Origin of the sequence: Alteromonas sp. D210916BOD_24 (assembly GCF_047159385.1) — a bacterium.
GTDB lineage: Bacteria > Pseudomonadota > Gammaproteobacteria > Enterobacterales > Alteromonadaceae > Alteromonas.
In genome coordinates, this window is record NZ_AP038333.1 from 1,762,357 (window position 1) to 1,785,954 (window position 23,598).

General features: G+C 43.4%; 18 protein-coding genes. All 18 read left to right on the plus strand.

From position 1 onward, the window contains the following. Positions 1-30: 30 nt before the first annotated feature. The 18 genes from ACMCM8_RS07590 (at position 31) to ACMCM8_RS07675 (ending at position 23,508) form a co-directional block, all read left to right on the plus strand. Entirely contained in the window at positions 31-882 is an 852-nt protein-coding gene (locus tag ACMCM8_RS07590; protein WP_412727038.1) for a 23S rRNA (adenine(2030)-N(6))-methyltransferase RlmJ, read from the plus strand. An 11-nt stretch (positions 883-893) separates the two neighbouring features. Next, on the plus strand, positions 894-2,744 hold the full coding sequence (locus ACMCM8_RS07595; RefSeq protein WP_412727040.1) for a protein kinase domain-containing protein: 1,851 nt from the start codon (positions 894-896) through the stop codon (positions 2,742-2,744). Positions 2,745-2,748: 4 nt separating this feature from the next. Next, on the plus strand, positions 2,749-3,606 hold the full coding sequence (tesB, locus tag ACMCM8_RS07600) for an acyl-CoA thioesterase II (RefSeq protein ID WP_412727042.1): 858 nt from the start codon (positions 2,749-2,751) through the stop codon (positions 3,604-3,606). A 26-nt stretch (positions 3,607-3,632) separates the two neighbouring features. Continuing rightward, positions 3,633-4,151 (plus strand): gamma carbonic anhydrase family protein, encoded by a 519-nt coding sequence (locus tag ACMCM8_RS07605; protein ID WP_412727044.1) that lies wholly within the window; start codon positions 3,633-3,635, stop codon positions 4,149-4,151. A 457-nt stretch (positions 4,152-4,608) separates the two neighbouring features. Further along, positions 4,609-5,730 (plus strand): pyridoxal-phosphate-dependent aminotransferase family protein, encoded by a 1,122-nt coding sequence (locus ACMCM8_RS07610; RefSeq protein ID WP_412727046.1) that lies wholly within the window; start codon positions 4,609-4,611, stop codon positions 5,728-5,730. 454 nt (positions 5,731-6,184) lie between these two features. Next, a complete protein-coding gene (locus ACMCM8_RS07615; protein ID WP_412727048.1) occupies positions 6,185-6,883 on the plus strand; it encodes an SIMPL domain-containing protein in 699 nt (232 codons plus the stop codon). 12 nt (positions 6,884-6,895) lie between these two features. Then, entirely contained in the window at positions 6,896-7,351 is a 456-nt protein-coding gene (locus tag ACMCM8_RS07620) for a GAF domain-containing protein (RefSeq protein ID WP_412727050.1), read from the plus strand. A 2-nt stretch (positions 7,352-7,353) separates the two neighbouring features. Next, on the plus strand, positions 7,354-7,644 hold the full coding sequence (locus ACMCM8_RS07625; protein WP_412727052.1) for a hypothetical protein: 291 nt from the start codon (positions 7,354-7,356) through the stop codon (positions 7,642-7,644). Positions 7,645-7,660: 16 nt separating this feature from the next. Beyond that, complete coding sequence (gene proQ / locus ACMCM8_RS07630; protein WP_412727054.1) at positions 7,661-8,329, plus strand: RNA chaperone ProQ; 669 nt, start codon at positions 7,661-7,663, stop codon at positions 8,327-8,329. A 2-nt stretch (positions 8,330-8,331) separates the two neighbouring features. Beyond that, positions 8,332-10,374 (plus strand): carboxy terminal-processing peptidase, encoded by a 2,043-nt coding sequence (gene prc / locus ACMCM8_RS07635; RefSeq protein ID WP_412727056.1) that lies wholly within the window; start codon positions 8,332-8,334, stop codon positions 10,372-10,374. 83 nt (positions 10,375-10,457) lie between these two features. Next, positions 10,458-11,792 carry a sodium-dependent transporter gene (locus tag ACMCM8_RS07640; RefSeq protein ID WP_412727058.1) on the plus strand — a complete coding sequence of 445 codons (1,335 nt, stop codon included), beginning with the start codon at positions 10,458-10,460 and terminating at the stop codon, positions 11,790-11,792. A gap of 42 nt (positions 11,793-11,834) precedes the next feature. Next, positions 11,835-13,310 (plus strand): Na+/H+ antiporter NhaC, encoded by a 1,476-nt coding sequence (nhaC, locus tag ACMCM8_RS07645; protein WP_412727060.1) that lies wholly within the window; start codon positions 11,835-11,837, stop codon positions 13,308-13,310. A gap of 30 nt (positions 13,311-13,340) precedes the next feature. Further along, positions 13,341-15,953, plus strand: a complete 2,613-nt coding sequence (pepN, locus tag ACMCM8_RS07650; protein ID WP_412727062.1) for an aminopeptidase N — start codon at positions 13,341-13,343, stop codon at positions 15,951-15,953. Beyond that, a complete protein-coding gene (locus ACMCM8_RS07655; RefSeq protein ID WP_412727064.1) occupies positions 15,940-16,182 on the plus strand; it encodes a DUF2835 family protein in 243 nt (80 codons plus the stop codon). The genes pepN and ACMCM8_RS07655 overlap by 14 nt, the downstream gene beginning before the upstream one ends. Positions 16,183-16,604: 422 nt before the next feature. Beyond that, on the plus strand, positions 16,605-18,668 hold the full coding sequence (locus ACMCM8_RS07660; RefSeq protein WP_412727066.1) for a DUF1302 domain-containing protein: 2,064 nt from the start codon (positions 16,605-16,607) through the stop codon (positions 18,666-18,668). 12 nt (positions 18,669-18,680) lie between these two features. Further along, positions 18,681-20,048, plus strand: a complete 1,368-nt coding sequence (locus tag ACMCM8_RS07665; RefSeq protein WP_412727068.1) for a DUF1329 domain-containing protein — start codon at positions 18,681-18,683, stop codon at positions 20,046-20,048. A gap of 79 nt (positions 20,049-20,127) precedes the next feature. Then, on the plus strand, positions 20,128-21,174 hold the full coding sequence (locus ACMCM8_RS07670; RefSeq protein ID WP_412727070.1) for a WD40/YVTN/BNR-like repeat-containing protein: 1,047 nt from the start codon (positions 20,128-20,130) through the stop codon (positions 21,172-21,174). 15 nt (positions 21,175-21,189) lie between these two features. Further along, on the plus strand, positions 21,190-23,508 hold the full coding sequence (locus ACMCM8_RS07675; RefSeq protein WP_412727072.1) for an efflux RND transporter permease subunit: 2,319 nt from the start codon (positions 21,190-21,192) through the stop codon (positions 23,506-23,508). Positions 23,509-23,598: the final 90 nt, after the last annotated feature.

A 23,598-nucleotide genomic window follows, 5' to 3' on the forward strand; every position in this document is an offset into this window, starting at 1 on the left:
TATTAGTGTTATTTTTTCTGTTGAGGTTTTGTGCTTAGTTATCAACACGCTTTCCATGCCGGCAATCATGCTGACGTCATTAAACACCTTTGTTGGATAGGTGTAATCAATTCTCTTAAGAAAAAGGATAAAGCCTTTACCTTGTATGACACGCACGCTGGGGCAGGTAGCTATGATTTCAACGAGGCCATGTCGGCAAAAAACAAAGAGTATGAAAGTGGTATTTCGAAACTTGTTCAACACGGCGCAAAATCCTCGTTACTCAGGGATTACCTAAACCTCTGCGAACCGTTTCTGTCTTCAGATCACTATCCCGGTTCTCCTGCACTGAGTGCTGAAGCAAAACGGGAGAGTGACACCCTACATGCAATGGAGTTGCATCCAGCGGAGTTTGACAAACTCGAAATTAATATAGCTAAATTAAACAAATCTCACTGTCACGTACATAAACGCGACGGCTTTGAGGGGTTAAGGGCGTTAACCCCACCCAAGCCTAATAGGGGCGCCATTTTAATTGATCCTCCCTATGAGCGGGAAGTTGAATATCAAGACGTAGTTAAAGGCATAGAGCAAGTATTAAAGCGATGGCAGCAGGCCCAAATTGTCATCTGGTATCCTTTGCTTTCAGCACGCGCAGGTAACAAGCACGGAGCCAGTGAGCGAATGTGCGCAAAATTAGCAGAATTAGGGCGTCCTTGCTTTAAGGCCGAAATATGTGTTGCAGAAAATACCACCGATGCGGGCATGTATGGTTCTGGGGTATTGGTAATCAATCCACCCTGGCAATTAAATGAGCAGCTTGAAAATGCGCTTGACGAGACCATTACCCTAATGGGCGAGCACGCGTCTGTGAAAATCGCTTGGGTTAACCAAGACAATTAGAAGCATGATGAATGGCAGAATTAAAGGGTTTAAAACATTTTTACATACCCGATGAGCAGTCAATCTATCTTTTATCTCATGCCGATGCTAAGAAGTTAAAAGATTGGGTAAACCTGTGTATTAATCAATTGAGAACATTGGGTTATCAAGACATCGAACTACTCGGTAAAGGCGCATTTGGCTTTGCGTTTGCGGGTACGGCACCTAATGGTGATCAACGCGTATTTAAATTTTCACGAATTACCTTGCCTCAACACGTCCAAGATAGGCTGGAAGAAGAAGCTTTCATGTTGTCTCATGTGGATCACCAATACGTTCCGCGCTTTATTGAATACCAGCAAATCCGGAAGCAATCCATCTTAGTAATGGCAAGAGCACCGGGTGATGATTTAGAAAAAGTAAGCTTAAAACAAGGGCCATTGTCACCGCGGATCATTGTTAAAATTGCAGTCCAAATAGGTGAACTTCTCTCGAGTTTTCGACAGTACAGCGAAAATGGGGCTATTAAGCCTATAGTGCACGGTGACATTAAACCTTCAAATTTGGTGTGGGACAGCATTAATGAAACCGTAAGTCTTATTGATTGGGGCTCGTCAGTTTTTGCGCAAACGGATGTTACTGGTCAATACGTTGGAAATAATGTGATGGACTTGATGTCTGGGGAATTACATCAAACCAACGCACGATTAGGCGATGTCTATTTTATTGGCGAAGAGCAATTAAACGGTGCGTTATCAAGCCCAAGGTTCGACGAACAAGGACTTGCCAGTACGTTATATGCGTTGGCGTCTGGGCAGTCCTGCCGTTATGGTAGCAAGGTTATCACACCATCATCTCTGGGCCTGCCAAAAATGTTGGCCACTATCTTAGAATACATGTTAAGTGACGATAGCGATAAGCGAAGAGAAGGGGGCGATTATTTATTTAATCACCTTCACGTGTTTAAAAACATGGTATTTACTGACGACAAAAAAAACAGTTACACGCCACTAATACCTACTTGGGTCACACATTCCGATTCAAGCATTGAAACTGTTGTGTACAGCTCTAGAAAGTCGTACTTGCGTCAACAAGCTGTTCTGGGTGACAAAGACGCAGAAGACCTTCGCTATATCGATGATGCCCAGTTTGATCGATATTATAAAAACTATCTTCAAGGGATGGGGGATACTGAGAAAGCATTTGTTTCCGCTATCAGTCGGCTCGGTAAATACCCAGTGGTTGGTGGTATGGCAGTACGGTGGGAGCCTAACGGCATTTATGTTGATTCTAGTTTGAATCTTTATGATGAAACACTTAAAGCCGCGTTTGAATTGTCTGTAAATAATGTGATTAATTTAGCCCGTGCTATTCATAAACCCGCAGTGTTTAAATGTTGTATGTTTAACGCAAAAAACACCCTACACATAGATAGAGGCTGTCAGGATGATGCGTTTATGCCCGATCCCCATTTATTCATTCCTTACGAGCTTTCCAGAGTGTCGTCACAAAAAGATGACAGTAGAACTCACTCATACTTTGAGGATGGTGATGATCCGGATGAATTACTCAAACTGCCTGATTCCATTATAGAGACCATAAAGCAATTAAATACTATCCACCATACGGGATGCATTATTTTTGAAGCGCTCCCATTAAATCTAAAGATACACAATTATTATACTTTGCTTGATCACGGCCAGGAAAAACGCTTCAAACTGCTGCTTTCTCAACTGGTTAAGCAGATTCCACTAATAAAAGGACTAGGTATTTCGGGCTTTATGAAGTTACCCTATAAGGATACACGCTTTTTTGAGCACAAAGCCAAATTGCCTGAAAAGTACTATCCCAGAAACCCCAAAGCAGTAATTGAAGAGAATTAAACCCATGTCTGAGATAAAACTATCGTCACTATTTGAATTAGAAACCGTCGAGTTAGGTATCTATCGCGGGCAAAGTTGGGATTTAGGATTTCGTGCTTTATTTGGCGGGCAAGTTTTAGGGCAAGCCCTAGCTGCCGCTTACGAAACCGTTGATTCAGACCGTGTTGCTCATTCATTTCACACTTATTTTTTGCTTCCTGGCGATGCCAAAAAACCCGTCGTTTATGATGTTGAAATAGTTAGAGATGGTCGAAGTTTTTCAGCCAGGAGAGTAAAAGCAATACAAGATGGCAGAAATATTTTTTATATGACGGCGTCATTTCAGGTGCCTGAAGAAGGTATGCAGCACCAGCAACCTACCATGCCAGATGTACCTCCACCGGAAGAAGTACAGTCTGATCTCGAGTTCTATCAAGCGCACTACGATAAAATAGCCAGACCCATGCGAGAAGCGCTTAGCTATCATGAACCTGTTGATATCCGTACGGTAGACGCTGCCAATTCTTATCAAGCAGTCAAGCGTACTCCCCAGCGATATATCTGGATGAAAGCCAGAGACACATTGACAGCTAAGTTGTCTGTCCACCAAGCCGCCTTGGCCTACGCATCAGACTACCATTTTTTAAGTACATCATTGCAACCTCACGGCGTAGCCGTAACTGATAAATCATTGCGTATTGCCACAATTGATCACGCTATGTGGTTTCACCGTCCAGTTAACATGAATGAATGGTTACTATATGCCATGGAAAGCCCTTTTAGTGGTGGTTCAAGAGGATTAGTACGGGGACAGATCTTTAACCAACAGGGTGAGTTAGTTGCATCAACAACTCAAGAAGGTTTAATGCGAAAGGTCGGTTAACGGTCACTTGTGAGAAGGAGACAACCATGCGTTTTTCACTAAATAATATGGCACCTATAACACATGAAAGTACCTATATAGCACCAGGTGCACATGTAATCGGTAATGTAGAGCTTCAAACTGGTTCAAGTGTTTGGTTTAATGCCGTGATCCGCGGCGACATGGACAAAATTACCATAGGTGAAAACACCAATATACAAGATGGCAGTGTATTGCATACAGATGAAGGCGTTCCACTTACCTTGGGGAAAGGGGTTACCGTTGGCCACAAAGTTATGCTACACGGCTGTGATATAGGTGACTATTCATTAATTGGTATTAACGCTGTCGTGCTTAACGGTGCCAAAATTGGTCGCTTCTGTATCATTGGCGCCAACGCCCTGATAACAGAAAATATGGTCATACCGGATTATAGTCTGGTAGTAGGGTCGCCTGGAAAGGTTGTAAAAACGTTGGATTCGAGTGTTGAAACTAAGTTGATAAGCTCAGCAGAGCATTATGTCAACAATGCAGCCCGTTATAAAAGTGCGCTAAACGCCTTGTAAAAAACGAATATTTTCAGGCTTTATGTTCAACCATAAAAAATGCCCAGAACAAACGTTCCGGGCCTAGGGGAATGGCTCATTGCTGAGCCGTGCGCTAACTTTTACAGGGAGAGTTTATTCAAAAATCTTAAACCGAACCCCGATTATAGAATAGATTTGTTCAATATATAAACAATTTGTTTGTGAATTTTCTCTTACAGTCTAACCATCTTAAAATATTTACTTTTTTTAATATAATTTTCAGCAACCTATGCCGTGGTCTGACCTGTTGATTAATTTTGTCTTATGTGTTTCCAATGCAGTCTTTCCACTTGCGATAGTCGCAACCAATGATTCTATGAAATATGCCAACTTCATTCATCACATTTATATTGAATACAGACGGTTGTACCATTTGCGATTCTTAGTAGTATAGAAATCATCAATATTATAGTCGTTTATTCTTTAAGGATGGGACATGCATTCGTTTTCTACTTTTATACCTCCTGAACGTACACTTATGGGACCAGGTCCATCCGATGTTAACCCGCGCATATTAAATGCAATGGCACGACCTACACTAGGTCATTTAGACCCCTTATTCGTTGAATTAATGGATGAAACGAAAAAGTTACTGCAATATGCATTTCAAACTGAAAACCCACTAACCATGCCTATATCTGCGCCGGGATCGGCTGGAATGGAAGCGTGTTTTGTAAACTTACTTGAGCCCGGTGATAAAGCGCTCGTGTGTGTTAACGGCGTATTTGGTTTGCGCATGGTTGAAAACGTTGAACGTTGTGGTGCCATAGCCATAACCGTTAATAGTACGTGGGGTGAGCAAACCGACCTCAATGCAGTAGAAGATGCGTTGAAAGCGCATCCCGATCTAAAAGTCATGGCTTTTGTCCACGCAGAAACGTCCACCGGTGTAAGAAATGAAGCAAAGCTTCTTTGTGAGCTGGCGCATAAATATGACTGCTTAACTATCGTCGATGCAGTGACTTCCCTAGGCGGCATTGAACTGAATGTCGATGGTTGGAATATTGACGCGATTTATTCCGGATCTCAAAAATGCCTGAGCTGTGTGCCTGGTATATCACCCGTTTCTTTTAGTGAGCGTGCTGTTCAGGTCATACAGAATAGAAAAACCAAAGTTCAGAGTTGGTTTCTGGATATGAACCTAATCGTAGGGTATTGGGGACAAGGTGCCAAACGTGCCTATCACCATACTGCACCAGTGAATAGTATGTACGCTATGTATGAAGCGCTACTTATATTACGCGAAGAGGGATTGGAGAATGCTTGGGCGCGACATGCGGATGGTCACGCTAAATTAGCGAATGGCTTAGCTGAACTTGGTCTTGAGCTCACGGTAGATAGTGGTTTTCGTTTACCTCAACTCAATGTAGTGCGAATTCCTGAAGGAGTTGATGATGCAGCTATTCGCAAGCAGTTACTCGAAGAATTCAATTTAGAAATTGGCGCGGGACTGGGTGAACACGCTGGGAAAGTCTGGCGTATTGGTTTGATGGGCTATGCCTGTAAACCTCGTAATATAGATCACTGCCTCGCTGCATTGCGAAGCGTTCTAACGTAATACCCGCGGTATGCACTATAGTTACTCCATTAAGCAGTAAAAACAATCTATTAGGAGCCAGCAATTACGCTGGCTTTTTAGTCAGCGTAGAATTCCTTCAATTTATCCGATTTACCATCCACAATACTGTTGAATAATCGTAACATCTAAAGGATGTATTGATTCTTTATATGGCTATTTTTGTAGCCAACCATATGCCCCATTGGCAATACCGATAAAAACCAAAATAGCGGACTGAAATCACAAACATTAAACGCTAGGGCAGAGACACTGCGTGAAGCGTTAAAGTGTTATTAAAAGTAGATTACTACACAAAAGTAAAACGGCCCGCGTTAAACTTTTTTGAACGTATAGGTGTAATCAGGTAACAGGGGTTTTGCCTTATTCATTATAGGTTCAGGAAGTTTTTCTTAGCGTATAAGGCGTTTATATTATTGCTCAAAAAGGAAGCACAATGAGTATACACTCTAAATCAAAAACAGTATTAACAGCATTAGCCTTCGTCGCGTCGTCTTTGATAAGTTCTCACGTTTTAGCGGACGAGGCGTTAATCCATGTCAACGGCATGGGGGCGGTAGAAGTCACACCAAACGCCTATACAGTGACATTGATATTAGAAGAAGAGGGGGCAACCGTCAGTAAGCTCAATGCACAATTGGAAGCTGATTTACGTTCAACCGTTCAATTTCTGCTAGAGCAAGGGATAGAACAAAAGAATATCCAAAGTATGCAAGTACGACTCAATCCACGATATGTTCACTTGCCAGAAGGACGAAAACAAGACGGTTTTACACTTTCTCGTGATGTTACTATCACCTCTACCAACCTTGCCACCTATGACGCTATATTAGATGGCGTATTAAAACGTGGGGTTGATCGCATTCAACAATTTGACTTTATTGCACTGGGACAGCACAACGCATATGAACGCGCTTTAATCGCCGCTGTAAAAGATGCTAAGCAACGGGCACAACTGTTAGCAAAAGAATTACAGATAGAAGTTGGGGAAGTTGTTGCAATCTCAGAATCTGGTGGCAATATGCCGATTCCAGTGATGCGTGCCGAAATGATGGCAAAAGACATGTCAATGTCGCTACCCGGTCAAGAAAGAATTGAAGCACGAGTCAATGTTACTTTTAAAATTGTTCAATAGCAGGATTACCATTTGAAAGAACAACAATATAGCCAGCTAATAAGCCAGGCAAAGAGTTTGGTTTCTGGCGAACAAGATTTGATTGCCAATATGGCAAATATCAGTGCGTTGTTATACCACAACCTCAAAGAAGTGAATTGGGCAGGTTTTTATCTGTTTAAAGAAGCACAATTGGTATTAGGCCCATTTCAAGGTCAGCCAGCCTGTATTAGAATCCCAATGGGCAAAGGAGTGTGTGGCACTAGCGCACAATCCAGAACCGTGCAACGAATTGCTGACGTTCATCAATTCGAAGGCCACATTGCCTGTGACGCTGCCTCTAATTCTGAAATCGTGATCCCTCTCGTACTGAATGACGAGTTGGTCGGGGTGTTGGACATCGACAGCCCGATTTTTGATCGTTTCGATCAAGATGATGAAAAGGGGCTAGTTGAAATTGCAAAAATTTTAATGGATTCACAGAAATAATTATGAAATCCAGTGTTGATATACATGTCGTGTTGTCGACGTTTGAAGATATGGAAGATTTCCATGATGAGCCAGATGAAGCTTCAGAGCGGTTAAATTTTATTCTTCACGCAATTTATGACAATGCAGAAGAAGATATTGAAACAACGCGATTAGAGCAAATTTTGCACTACGCATGGGAATCTTGGCAACAAGATAAGCATTTATTAGAAATAGATGACGACGAATTGCTTGATTGGGTTGACCACACGCTGGCAACTTGGGATGATGCAAGTAACGATGAAATCTCCTGAATAATTTAGAAAGTTAATGGAATCACCAGAGAAGTTTAACAATAGTAAGGAAGTAATAGCTTTCCTTGCAGAGACCTTTCCAAAATGTTTTAGCATTGAAGGCGAGGCCCGCCCACTTAAGATTGGCATTTTTCAAGATCTTGCCGAACGTTTAGCACAAGAAGAGCGCGTGAGTAAAACGCTTTTACGCTCTACGCTTCGTCACTACACAAACAGTTGGCGATACCTTTATAGCATCAAAGAGGGCGCCCACAGGGTTGATCTGGATGGTGTTGAAGGTGATGCGATAGAAAAAGAACACGCTGAACACGCTCAACAGCAGCTTGAAGAAAGCAAAGCAAAAGCAGCTGAAAAGCGTAAAGCGAAGCAGGCTCAACAGCCTAAGCGCAAAGATAAACGCCAATTTAATCGTCCAAAAGGTGAAAAATCTGCAAATTCGGACCATGCTGAAGGTAAGCGCGGAACTAAACCGAAAAATAACAGACCAAACAATACACCACCTGCAAAATTGACAGACAGCGATTTACAGCAAGGCACACAAGTTACCGTGAAACTAGGTAAAGCACCAATGCCAGCAGTAATCACTGAAGTTGCAAAAGACGGCATTCATGTCCAATTAGACTCAGGTATGGTAGTTAAAGTAAACGCAGACGCTTTACGTTTGGCACGCTCCAAGAGGTCGTAAATATGAGAGACATCCTTCGAATTTCCATTGCCGGCGCATTTCTTACCGTAGGGGTAGGTGCTGGTGCAGTCACTTCGACACCTGACGTTGATGAGCTTCCAATTCTTCAGCAGGAATCTCAGCACAGTGTTGCAGCTAAGCGCGTAAGTGCACTTTTTACAAGGGCACACTACAAGGAAATTTCGTTGGATGATGCACTCTCCGCTAGAGTCTACCAGCGTTTCATTGATTCATTGGATCACAACAAACAAGTGTTATTGCTGTCCGATGTAGTGAGTTTTGAAAAATATCGCGACTTGTTTGATGACGCGTTAAGCAAAGGCAACTTGTCTATCGCTTATGATATGTACAACGTCAGTGCAAAACGTCGTATTGAACGTTACGAATATGCCCTTGATCTGTTAGATAAAGGGCCATTCGATTTTGAGAAAGAAGGCGATAAATTCTATTACGACCGCGAAGATGCGCAATGGTCTACTTCGATAGCTGAGTTAGATGAAATTTGGCGTCAACGTGTTAAGTATGACGCATTAAATCTGATTTTGGCTGATAAAACCTGGGAAGAAGCTAAGGAATTATTGACCAAGCGTTATACCCGGGCTATCAAACGCACCAAGCAAGCGAAGAGCGAAGATGTTTTTCAAACAGCAATGAATGCGTTTGCCCGCACTATCGAGGCCCACACTAGTTACCTTTCTCCTCGAAATGCAGATAGATTCCAAATGGAAATGAATTTGTCTTTTGAAGGAATTGGTGCCGTGTTACAAAGTGAAGACGACTATACGGTTATTAAAAGTATTGTACCTGGTGGCCCTGCAGACGAATCTGGCGCGATTAAGCCAGAAGATAAAATTGTCGGTGTGGCACAGGAAGATGAAGAGTTTGTCGATGTAATCGGTTGGCGCTTAGATGAAGTCGTCGAGCTAATCAAAGGGCCTAAAGGCAGTACCGTACGTCTTCAAGTGCAAAAAGGGGCGACTGATGCCAAGTCTACGGCAGTTGTCAGCTTGACCCGCGATAAAATTAAACTTGAAGATCGCGCTGCAAAATCAGAAGTGTATGTGCCTGATACCGGTCCACACGCGGGTGAAACATTGGGAATTATCACCATTCCTAGCTTTTACAACAATTTAAGTGCAGATGTGGCTAAAGAAATTGAAAGCCTCAAAGCACAAAATGTAAAAGGCGTTATTGTCGACCTTCGCGGAAATGGCGGTGGGTCACTAACTGAAGCGACACTTTTATCTGGCTTGTTTATTGAAAAAGGCCCAGTTGTACAAATTCGTTACGGTCAAACTAAAGTTAGCGTTAATCGCGATACTGATGGCGAAGTCGCATACGATGGTCCGCTGACTGTGCTAGTAGACCGATACAGTGCTTCTGCTTCAGAAATCTTTGCAGCAGCCATGCAGGATTACAATCGCGCGCTTATAGTTGGTGAGCAAACGTTCGGTAAAGGCACCGTGCAACAACATCGCGGCTTAGGGAAAATCTATGATCTGTACGACAATCCGTTAGGCAGCGTGCAGTTTACCATTGCGAAATTCTATCGCATTGACGGTGGCAGTACTCAACACAAAGGTGTTATCCCAGATATTCTATATCCTTCTGCTATAGAGCCATCAGAGTGGGGCGAAAGTCAGGCGGAAAATGCACTGCCTTGGGATAGCATTAACCGCGCAAACTACACGACGTTTGCCGACGATACTGCAGCCCTTGATGTACTCACTGCCAAACACAATAAACGTATTATGCAAGATCCTGAATTTACTTATATTCAGCAAGATATTAGCGAATACAAAGCCAACAAAGACAAAAATTTTATCTCGTTGGTAAAGTCTGAACGTGAAGCAGAAAAGAAAGAAGCAGAGTCTAAATCTTTAGCACGTGCTAACGAACGTTTACAGCGTTTGGGATTGGATTCGGTTGCTTCATTGGACGACTTACCTGAAGATATGAAAGAATTAGATCCATTCTTAGATGAAGCAGCCAACATCACTTTCGACATGATCGAAACAGGCCGCTATGCCATCACAAGAAATTAAGTGATATTGAAGAAAGGGCTGGTCTCTGGCCAGCCCTTTTTTTGTTTCCACTACTCATTAAAACAATAATAAAGGGAAATAACATGGCTATCAGAGGCGAATTTTCCTCTCGTATAGGGTTCGTGCTTGCAGCGGCAGGCTCAGCGGTTGGACTTGGTAATATTTGGGGTTTCCCTACCAAAGTCGCCACTAATGGGGGAGCAGCGTTTGTATTAGTATATCTGTTACTTGCGTTTGTATTGGCCTATCCGGTTTTAATGGCAGAGCTAATTATTGGACGTAGTTCCCGCGCCAATATGGTAGATGCATTAGGCAAAATTTCCGGCAATGTTATTGGTCGTGCCACTGGTATTTGGGGTTGCATAACCGTTTCATTAATACTTGCTTTTTACGCCATTGTCGGCGGCTGGATGTTGGTTTATTTTGCTGATGCAGCCGTTAATATAGTCGGATTACACTCTATTAGCGATTGGCTACTTACCTCTTCAGTTACGCGTAACGTATTATTCTGTTTATTCTTCATGGCGCTCACTGCTTTTATCGTTGTTGGCGGTGTCAAATCAGGTATTGAAAAGTGGTCCGTAAGATTAATGCCCACGCTGGTAATACTAATCGTAGCGCTAATTGTCTATGTAAGTATGCAACCGGGTGCTGTAGAAGGATGGAGTGCTTACCTGGTACCTGACTTTTCTCGTGTGTTAGACCCAGACCTACTGATAAATGCAATGGGGCAGGCGTTTTTCTCAATGTCTCTTGGTGTAGGTACTATGCTAGTGTATGGCTCGTACCTCAGTAAGGACGAAAACCTGCCTACCATTGGCGCTTCAGTTGCTTTAGTTGATATTGGTGTTGCAGTCATTGCAGGCATGCTTATCATCCCTGCAATGTATGTGGCGTTGAATAATGGTGTAGAAATATTTACCCCTGAAGGTGCGCTTATTCAAGGTGACACCCTTATCTTTAAAGTATTACCGGCGTTATTTGACACCATTGGCTCAGTAGGCGTTTTTGTTGCCTTTACCTTTTTCGCCTTAATGGTTATTGCCGCGGTGACGTCTTCAATATCAATGTTAGAAGTGCCGGTCGCTTACATGGTAGAAAGTAAAGGCTTAAAGCGTACGAAAGCTGTGCTTTTCATGGCTGCGCTAATTTTTACCATGAGTTGTATCATAATCTTCAATTTTGATGCGTTATTTGGTTTTGTTATTGCGCTTACCACGGAGTACAGCCAGCCTTTATTAGGGTTAGCATTATGTATCTTCGCTGGCTGGGTGTGGAAGCGCGATGCCATATTGGCTGAACTAAAAGAGGGTGACCCTAATGCTGAACAGGGGCTATTTTGGAAGATTTGGCCCTGGTATGTTCGCTTCGTTTGCCCGGTTATCATTGCGCTCATGTTCTATCGCTCTGTGTTTTAAACACGAGTACCGATTTTAAAATAAGGTTTTAAAATAAAAATAATGACGAAAAAAGAACTTAAAACACCGTCACTGCTTGATGCCCTTATTCCAATTATTGCACTAGTGGTAATGATGGGAAGTGCAGTTTATTTATTTGCAGATAACTCATCGTACGGCCCTAATCAAATTGCGTTACTATTGGCCATGGGGTTAGCGGCCATCATTGGTATGAAAAATGGCTATAGCTGGAAAACCATTGAAAAAGGCATAGTAGACGGTATCTCTATGTCTCTTGGTGCTTGCCTTATTTTATTAGCTGTTGGCGCACTCATTGGTACTTGGATGCTCGCTGGTACGGTTCCAACACTTATTTATTTTGGTTTAGAGCTACTTAATCCTTCCTTTTTTTACGCCGCCGCCTGCTTAATCTGCGCGGTAGTTGCAATGAGTATTGGCAGTTCATGGACCACAGCAGCGACCGTAGGTGTGGCGTTAATGGGCGTTGCTGCGGGTATGGATATGTCAGCAGTCATCACTGCTGGCGCTGTGGTCTCCGGCGCTTATTTTGGTGATAAAATTTCTCCGTTATCAGAAACCACCAACTTGGCGCCTGCTGTGGCCGGCACTGATTTGTTTGAACATATCCGTTATATGATGTGGACCACCATACCGAGTTTCATAATCGCACTTATACTATTCACTATTCTAGGTTTCAGTGAAGTAGGAGAGGCACAAGCTGATCGCATTGAAGAAATGCAGTTAATGCTTAGTGAATCTTTTCAATTGGGGTGGCATTTATTAATCCCACTTGCTGTATTACTGACCCTCGCGGTTAAGAAAATGCCTGCCTTTCCGGCTGTGTTCATCGGCGCCTTACTTGGCGGTATCTGGGCAGTCGTGTTTCAATGGGATGTCGTGACATCAATGGCAAGTACTGACGATTCAACCAATGTTGGTGTGTTAAAGGTGGTATGGACAGCCTTATTTGATGGCGTCAGCTTTTCCACTCCAGACGAAAACCTTAACAGTCTGCTATCTCGTGGCGGCATGTCGTCAATGCTCAATACCATTTGGCTAATTATCTGTGCGATGTCTTTCGGTGCAGTTTTAGAACGTGTAGGCCTATTAAAGCGTGCTGTGTCAGCCATCCTAAAAGGCGCCAAATCTGCCGGTGATATGGTAAGTCGTACTGTCTTAACCTGTATTGGCACTAATTTGGTTACGGCAGACCAATATATGTCCATTGTCATGCCGGGTCGCATGTATAAAGAAGAATTTAAAAAGCGCGGCTTAGATCAACTCAACCTTTCACGTAGCTTAGAAGACGGCGGCACACTCACATCGCCGCTAATTCCATGGAATACCTGTGGTGCATATATGCACAGCGTGTTGCTGGTAAATCCATTTGACTATGTGTTTTATGCTTTCTTCAACGTTATAAATCCACTCCTTGCTATTATTTACGCGTACTTAGGCATTAAAATATTGCGTATTACGCCGCCTAGTAGCGTCTTGAGCAGCGAAGGAAATCAATAATTTAACGTAGGCTTTCTTTTAGGAGGATCTATGTCAGTTCAAGCTAAACGTCGGGCGGATTATCAGCCGCCCGCTTTTTCTATAGCGACAGTTGACCTACATATCACACTGCACCCCACTCAAACCAAAGTGAAAAGCAAACTTTCGGTAACAAGACAGGGTGAACACACGCTTCCATTGTGCCTCGACGGTGACAATCTACCGGTCAACGCAATGAGTATTAATGCAACGCCTGTATCAGACAATATCAACGATTCTACTCACTATGTACTGGATGAACAGTCACTGACCATCCACACCACACAGGATCAGTTTGAACTTGAAATCGAAACCACAATTTCACCTCAAACCAATAAAGCGCTAGAAGGACTTTACCTTTCAGGTGGCGCTTATTGTACACAGTGTGAAGCCGAAGGTTTTAGACGTATTACCTTTTTCATGGACAGGCCGGATGTACTCTCCATATATACTGTTACTGTTGTGGCAGATAAAAGTATTGCCATGCTACTGGCCAATGGTAATCCAATTGAAAGAGGGGAGATGAGTCCAACCCATCATTTCGTAAAATGGCACGATCCCCATCCAAAACCCTGTTATCTGTTTGCGCTAGTTGCAGGTAATTTTGACTTACTTTCTGACACCTACACCACGATGAATGGCAAAACGGTGGCGCTTGAATTGTATGTAGATAAAGGCAAAAAATCTCAGGGGCAATTTGCGTTAGAGTCATTAAAACGTGCCATGAAATGGGATGAAGACGTATTTGGACTAGAGTACGACTTAGACATATACATGATAGTTGCCGTAGACTTTTTTAATATGGGCGCCATGGAAAACAAAGGGCTCAATGTATTTAACAGCAAATTTGTTTTAGCCGACAAAAACTCGGCAACCGACGAAGACTTTTTCAATGTAGAATCTGTCATCGCACATGAATACTTTCACAACTGGACTGGCAATAGGGTTACTTGTCGAGATTGGTTCCAACTCAGTCTAAAAGAGGGCTTAACGGTATTTCGGGATCAACAGTTTAGTGCTGATATGACTTCGCCGTTAAGCAACCGAATAAAACATGTGCGCGTCATGCGGGAACACCAGTTTGCTGAAGACGCCAGTGCCATGAGCCATCCTATTCGTCCTGAAGAAGTGATTGAAATGAATAATTTCTACACTGTCACTGTGTACGATAAAGGGGCAGAAGTCATACGCATGCTGCATACTTTACTCGGGCCTGATGGCTTTAGAAAAGGCATGGATGAATACTTTAGACGCCATGATGGACAAGCAGTCACATGCGATGATTTTGTATCTGCTATGCAATCAGCAACAGAACTTGACCTTACTCAGTTTTCCCTATGGTACAGTCAATCAGGTACGCCGCTTCTCACTGTAGCGCATCAGGTAAATCAAACAGGCACACATACCTTTACGTTAACCCAGCAGACTAAACCCACAGCGGATCAACAGAATAAATCTCCCCTTTATCTGCCTATCAACATTGAAATTATCGATGAGGAGGGTGAAGTATATACTGACAACGAAGGGGTAATTGACAATGGCATGGTTGTATTGGATAGACCTTCATTGAGTTTTACTGTTAATGCTAAAGGGAAAAAATTAACGCCAGTGGTATTGGGCAATTTTTCGGCGCCAGCAAGAGTGGAAAATAACCTCGATACTGACGCACTGCTTACCATTTTTAAACATGCGAAAGACCCCTTTAATCGCTGGGATGCGATGCAAACCCTTTATGATAGATGTATCAAACAAATCGAAGCGTCTCCTGGCTGTGTAATTGACAACACCATTTTTGAAGGCATTAAAGCGGCCATAGAACAAGAAAAAGACAATGTTGAGCTTTTAGGCGAATGCCTTGTCATCCCATCGTTTGAGACCCTTTGCCAGTCACGAAGCAACATTCAAGTGGAGTCGTTAGTTAAGGCAAGACAGGCATTTTGTCGCCAATTCGCTGGTGCATTAGAAGACTCACTTTACTCTATCTATAACGCTATTGATTGCGGTGCATACCAATATGAACAAGCGGGTGTCAACAAACGGCGCTGCAAAAATGTGCTACTTACACACCTAGCTAGGCTTCCCCAACACGAAGCGTTGGTAGTTGCACATTACAACAATGCCGATAATATGACCGACACACTGGGCGCGCTGCGTAGTGCGCAGTTCACTAAGAAAGATACATTCAATGGTTTAATGGCAAAATTTGAAGCGGCGTGGAACCATGATCCTCTCGTTTTAGACAAGTGGTTTGCCTTACATGCCACTCAACCCACAGAAGACATTTTCGCCACTATCACCATGCTCTGCGAACATCCGCAATTTACCATGAGTAATCCTAATCGGGTACGTGCAGTTATCGGTAGTTTTGCCTTTTATAACAGCGAGAAGTTTCATGCGTTGGATGGCAGTGGCTATAAGTTTGTCACTGACTATTTACTTAAGCTAGACCCTTTAAATCCACAGGTAGCGTCGAGAATAGTAACGCCATTAACGCAGTGGCAGGGCTTTGCTCAAGAGCACCAAGTGTTGATGAAACAGCAGTTAGGCCGTTTGCTAAATCACAAGGGCTTAAGTAATGATATGTTTGAAAAGGTGAGCAAGAGCCTTGCTTATGACAAGCACTAATACCGAAGATTCGGTTTACTTCTTTACGATTAATGTGCCTTACAATCAGTGTGAGGCACTTTATTCGCCATCTATCACCAGTGTTGTTATGTTGAGTGAGTCAGGTCTGAATATTCAAGTGCCTACCAGTCGTCTAAGACAGTTTGTAACATCATCTGGTGTGAAAGGGCGGTTTAGGATGATCACTGATACGCAACACAAAATTAAATCGTTTGAGCGGGTGCGATAATTATCTTCTAACTAAGATGTTATGCCTTTCTACTCGTTCGCGGTGCTGCAGATATGTATTGTTAACCTTTCTGATAAAAACAAAAAAATACGTTACCAAGAGCCTTAATACAATAACCACAATAACGGATCCTTCATAAAAAGTTTGGACCACTATTTATTTGTTTAGCGCTAACCCATGCGTTTGATGAGTCAGCAGTGTAAAAAAGCACCACCAGGCTGATGCTTTTATGAGCAAAAATATAATTGCTTTTTATACTCTCGATAAACCATTAACTATTTGATACGACTAATGTTGTAAAAATTGTTAACTGGTAGGATTAGTTCTTGCGGTTCTGGCAAAATGATGTAATGATTTTGTTAATCTTTATGGTTAGTCATGGTGTCACGCATTAAGTCACATCGACTTGGGAGTATAAAAATATGAAAAATGGGCCTAGCGCTTTTAAGATTTCACCAGTTGCAGCAGGAGTTCTGTCACTGATAGGTGCTGCAGCAGTACCTGCACACGCTGCCAACTGGCAAGTGGGTGATGTAAGTATTTCCTTAGATTCAACATTCACACTCGCAACTAGTATTCGTACTGAATCACGTGATTACAACCTCATTGGTAACAGTAACCACCCTCAATTTGACTGGAGTGGTTACCACGCAGCATTTAACCCTTTATACCCCAGTAATGATGTGTGGGCATTAGCGGACGGCGGATACTCGACTAACGGTGATTTGGGTAACCTAGCGCACGATCCGGGTGATGCATTTGCTACCCAGATCTCAGGTTCTCACGAATTAGATATCAATTTTGGAGATTACGGCTTTTTCGCCCGTGGTTTCTGGTTTTACGATTTTGAGCAAATGGATGGCGATCGTCCATATTCAAATCCTATCTCAGGTCAACAGTATGACTTATGTCAGGATCCTGAAGCGGAAGATTTATTGTGTACCGATGTCCGACTATACGACGCTTTTTTCTACGGTGATTGGTGGATAGGAGAAAAGCCATTTACCTTACGTGTCGGTCGTCAGGTTATCAGCTGGGGTGAAAGTACCTTTATCCAACACGGCATAAACACCACAAACCCTGTTGATGTTACACGTGCACGCGCGCCAGGTGCTGAGTTAAAAGAAGTCTTCTTACCTGTAGGTATGGTCTATGCGTCATTAGGTTTAACTGACAATGTCAGCATATCTGGTTATTACCAATATGAATGGCAACGCAGTTGGTTACCGGTTTCAGGCAGTTATTTTGCTGGTAATGATTTTGCGGGCGAGGGTGGCCAACGTCAAAACGTACAGCTAGGTTTCAGTGGTAACCCAGACATTGACTTAGATCATTTATTGGCTGCGTTAAACCAATATGGCGATATGCTTCGCTCAGGTGCTAATCCTGCTGATATTTCTCAGGCTTATCTTGCGTATCCGACAAAAGTGGCAATTCGTGGTTTCTCTGATGATGCCCACCACGATGCAGATGACCAAGGTCAGTACGGTTTGCGTTTAACTTGGTTCTCAGAAGCATTAAATGAAACAGAATTCAGTTTCTATCACATTAATTACCACAGCCAACGTCCGTTAATTTCAGGTAAAACGTCTGACTTTACCGCGGCTGGCATTGGTGCAGACCTCGCGTACATGGCGTCAAATACCATCACACGCGACAACATTACTGACTTAGGCGCATTCACTCAGGCTGAGTTCTTCTATCCTGAAGACATTAAGTTATACGGCATGAGTTTCAACACCAACGTGGGTACAACTGCGCTTGCTGGTGAATTTGCTTACCGCGCTGATGAGCCACTACAAATTGATGACGTAGAACTACTTTATATGGGTATGCCTGAGCAGCTAGCGAATGCGGGTCTGCGTCCAGATTTGGCGGGTATTTCTCAGCTTAACAATATTGGTCGAAATGTTGGACCAGGTGAAACTGCTGAAGGTTACGTTTTCTCAGATACCTTCCAGATGCAGTTTACTGCATCCCACGTATTTGGACCTAAATTTGGTTCAGATAACTTTATTTTATTAGGTGAAGTAGGTTACGTGAACGTTCTGGATATGCCTGATCCAAATGTTCTTCGTTTGAATGCGCCGGGAACATCTCGTACACCTTCACTAGAACCGACAGCAACCGGCAACACCCGAGAAGGTTTACATCAGGCATTGTCAGATGGACCTGAAACTAACCCGTTTGCGACAGAAGACGCGTGGGGTTATCGTTTGTTAGCTGTGGCTGATTATAACGATGTATGGGCGGGTATTAATTTACGTGCTCGTGCAACGTTCTCTCATGACGTAGAGGGTACAACACCTGATCCTCTGTTCCTTTTCACTGAAGATGTTAAGTCTGCTGCTTTCTCTTTGACGTTTGACTACTTAAGCAAGTGGTCAGCTACGGCGTCTTACAGCGCTTTCTGGGGCGGTATTGGCACAACCAACGCGCTTTCAGACAGAGACTTCATTTCATTTAACATCAAATACGCAATCTAAAGAGTGGTACTTATGATTAAAAAAGTAGGAATTATTGCCGCGGCCTTGTCACTAGCACTAACCGGTGCGAGTGCTATGGCAAAGATATCGGAAGAACAAGCTAAAACACTGGGTAATGAATTAACGCCGTTAGGCGCGGTTAAAGCAGGTAATGCAGATGGCAGTATCCCGGCGTGGACGGGGGGGATTATCTCTGCACCGGCTGGCTATACTGTAGGCGATCACCACCCTGATCCATACCCAGATGACAAAGTGCTTTTCGAGATTACAGCGAAAAACTACAAAGAGTACTCAGACTTCTTATCAGAAGGTCAAAAGAAACTGTTTGAAGCGTACCCAGATACATTTCGTATGCCTGTATACCAAACACGCCGCTCTGCCTCTAACCCTCAGTCGGTTTACGATGCGACCAAAGTCAACGCGACTAGTGCTGAATTACTAGACGATGGTAACGGTATCAAAGGCGCAGTGCTTGGCATTCCGTTCCCCATCCCACAGAACGGTTTGGAAGCTATTTGGAACCACATTTTGCGTTATCGCGGGGAAGCCGTACAGCGTAACGGTGGACAAGCAGCTGTGACTACCGGTGGTGATTTCAACGTCATTGGTTTCGACGAGCAGCTTCTTATTAAGTACGCAGAGGAAGGGGCGACACCTGAAAAATTGACTGACGAAAACGTACTATTCATGTTCAAGCAAAAAGTTACTAAGCCAGCGCGTTTGGCTGGTACCGCATTGCTGGTTCATGAAACCGTTGATCAGGTTAAAGAGCCACGTAAAGCCTGGACATACAACACGGGGCAGCGTCGTGTTCGACTGGCACCTAACATTGCCTACGATACACCAGGAACGGCAGCAGATGGTTTGCGTACGACTGATGACTTCGATATGTTTAATGGTTCACCAAACCGTTACAACTGGAAGCTCATTGGCAAAAAAGAAATGTTTGTGGCATATAACAACTATGCGTTACATTCTAACAACGTAAAATACGAAGACATTCTAACGCCAAATCATATCACACCCGATCTTACTCGATGGGAAAAACACCGTGTGTGGGTTGTTGAAGCTACGTTAAAAGAAGGTTTCCGCCACATTTACCAAAAACGCGTGTTCTTCATTGATGAAGATAGCTGGCAGATTCAAGTCGCTGATATGTATGATAATCGTGGCGAACTGTATCGTGTTGGTGTAGCTTATGGTGTGAACTACTATGAAGTTCCTACGCAGTGGTCTACGCTAGACGTGTACCACGATTTGAACTCGCGTCGTTATCTTGCCATCGGGCTAGATAACGAAGAAGGTATGTACGACTTTACCGTGCGCCCTAGAGACGTAGAATTTACGCCTCAAGCGTTGCGACGAGAAGGTATGCGCTAATCGCCTTACACAACAAACGGTTGGCAATTGCCAACCGTTTTTGTATGCAGACAATTATAAATAGGGGGAATGGTTAACTATGAAAAAAACCATTGCAGCGTGCATTGCCGCCACTTTTGCAGTTAATTACACTTCATCTGCACTTGCTGAAGAAGCCTTTTTGGCACCACTGGTTGAGCAATCGGTTCTTTTGGACATAGACGCTGATGAATTTGTCGTTATTGTCGGTGAACGGGGTCACGTGTTAGTTTCACAGGATGGCAACGCTTTTAGTCAAAAGCAGGTGCCTACTCATTCGACACTTACAGCCACCACGGTTGTGGGTGATCATATTTGGGCAGTGGGTCACGACGCTGTCATTCTTCATTCTTCAGACAAGGGCGAAACGTGGGAAGTACAAAACTACCAACCCGATCTTCAGCGCCCGTTTTTAGACGTATTATTTTTCAATGAGCAACACGGTATTGCAACCGGTGCTTATGGCTTGTTTTACCGTACACAGGATGGCGGTAAACAATGGGTTGCCGAACGCCATGCCAGTCTTCTCGATCCATTCGATAGAGAATATTTAGAAGAAATCAGAAAAGAAAACGAAGAATTTTATCAACAAGAGTTAGACTCTATTTTGCCGCATTTAAATCGCGTCACCTTGGACGGCAATACGCTTTATTTAGCGGGTGAGGCAGGATTGTTGGCGAAAAGCCTCAATATGGGTGAATCGTGGGAGCGTTATGAAGTTGACTACACTGGCTCTTTTTTCGATATAAAGCCATTGGATGATACAACTGTATTGGCAGTTGGTTTACGGGGAAATGTATTTGTAAATCGCGACCAAGGTGAGTGGGAGTATGTACAAACCTGTTCAACAAGTACATTGAACTCCATCCTTATAGGTAGTGGATCCAATATCTACGCTCTTGGTAATAATGGCATGTTGATAACTGCGCAGCGCCCTTTGCCAACAAGCATGCGAGACCCTTATGCCGATCCTACCGAGTGCGAAACAGACAGCGGAATAGCTGTGACGCAAGTCAAAGACAAGGCTGCACTGCTAAACGCCACTCAGTTTAAAGGCAAAACCATTGCCGTTTCCGCCAACGGCGTGAAAACGTTGACTCTCAAATAGGGCAGTATAATAACAATGACCCAATTTCTAGAAAAACTTGTCTTTGGAAACCGTATATTAGTGGTGGCACTTTTTGCTATCGCCACGGTTTTTCTCGGCTACCAAGCTTCTCATATGCGCTTAGACGCAGGCTTCGAAAAAAACATTCCGCTTAATCACGAATACATGAAAACGTATATTGAACACCGCCAAGATTTCGGAGGTGCAAACAATATCTTAGTTTCTGTGTGTGACAATAGTGGAAACATATATAACCAAAATTTCTTCGACACCTTAAAGAATGTTCACGACCAGTTGTTCTTTATTAATGGTGTGAATCGCTCTTTGGTAATCTCTCTTTTTTCACCTTCTACCCGTTTTACAGAAATAGTTGAAGGCGGTTTTGCAGGCGGCCCTGTTATTCCTGCAGATTTCAATTCATCAAACCCCGATGCGCTTGATTTAGTAGCGGCAAATGTTGAAAAGGCCAATATCGTAGGACGTCAGGTATCTAGTGATTACAGCTGTGCGATGGTGACCGCTCAATTACTTGATATCGACCCGCAAACTGGTGAGCCACTTGACACGTTAGCATTAGCGGCTGAATTAGAAGCGCAATTGCGTGGGCAATACGAAAATGATATGACGTCTGTTCACATCATTGGATTTGCAAAAATGATTGGCGACGTAGCTGATGGTGCCAAAGACGTATTGGTTTTCTTTGCCATTGCTATCGCAATCACAGCCATCATGGTGTACTTCTTCTCACGAAGTGTAATGCTTACACTTCTACCGCTTATTTGTTCAATTATCGCCGTTATTTGGCAGTTAGGTCTATTAACCTCAATTGGGTTCGGCATGGATCCCATGTCTATTCTGGTGCCTTTCCTCGTGTTCGCTATTGGGGTGAGCCATGGCGTGCAGATGATCAATGCCGTAGAAAAGCAAGCGGTAACAGGTATTGGCGCGCAGCGAGCATCAATGGCTGCATTTAGAAGCCTGCTCGTGCCAGGTGGTATTGCATTGCTTTCAGATACCGTGGGCTTCATGACATTATTGGTTATCGATATCGGTATCATCCGCGAACTCGCTATCACTGCTAGTATGGGTGTCGCCGTAATTATCCTTACTAACCTTTTACTGTTACCTGTTTTAATGAGCTTCTTGAAACTCGATCAGAAGTACGTTGACAGATTTGCGGGCAAAGAAAATGCCAATGCGAAATTTTGGGAAGTGATTGCCGCATGTTCTCGTAAGAAGCCAGCCACAGTCATTCTTATCATCACCGCCATACTATTTGTATTAGGGCATTTTCAAGCTCAAAATATGAAGATTGGTGACTTGCATGCGGGTGCACCAGCCTTACACGAAACGTCGCGTTACAACCAAGACACGTTCTTAATTACCGATAAATATGAAGTAACGGTTGACTATATATCTATATTGGTCGAAACCACACCGGAAGCCTGTACGTCTCACGGTGTGATGAAAGCTATGGATGACTTCCAGTGGAAAATGGAGAACGTGGAAGGGGTGCAGTCTGCTGTTTCACTGGCATCCGTTGCTAAAATCGTCAACGCCGGGTACAACGAGGGTAATGTGAAATGGCAAGTATTGCCACGCAATCAGCAAACGTTAGTACAAGCCATTTCAAGGGTACCAACCTCTTCCGGCTTACTAAACGGTGACTGCTCGGTAATGCCTATCATCTTGTTCATGGAAGATCACAAGGCAGAAACAATTTCACGTGTAGTGGATGCTGTAAAAGCCTATCGCACAGCCTATGAAACTGATGATATGAAATTCAGTTTAGCTTCGGGTCCTGTAGGGGTAATGGCAGCCACCAATGAAGCAGTAAGTGCAGCACAAAATCCCATGATGCTATACGTGTTCGGCGCGGTGATTGCACTATGCCTAATCAGTTTCCGATCATTGCGTGCAACCTTGGTCGTCGTCATTCCGCTTTATGTGGTTTCAGTACTGGCTCAGGCACTCATGACGTACTTACAAATAGGCCTTACCGTTTCTACCTTACCAGTTATCGCACTTGGCGTGGGTATCGGAGTAGACTATGGTATTTATATCCTTTCTACTAAGAGTTTAATGTTGAAAAAAGGCGCTACTGTTCAAGCGGCTTACTTTGCAGCGTTAAAAGAACGCGGTAGTGCGGTACTCTTTACCGGTATCACCCTTGCAATTGGTGTAAGCACATGGGTATTTTCTTCTCTGAAATTCCAGATGGATATGGGTATTCTGCTTACCTTCATGTTCGTGGTTAACATGCTTGGTGCAATAATTGTACTGCCCGCATTAGCGCGATTCCTCTGGTGGAATAAGAATGACCCTGATGCATAAAATATTTTTTGCATAGCTAAGCATTAAAAAGGGCCTTTTGGCCCTTTTTTTTGGGTGTTTTTTGCATAGTTATCTATGCTGTTAATATAA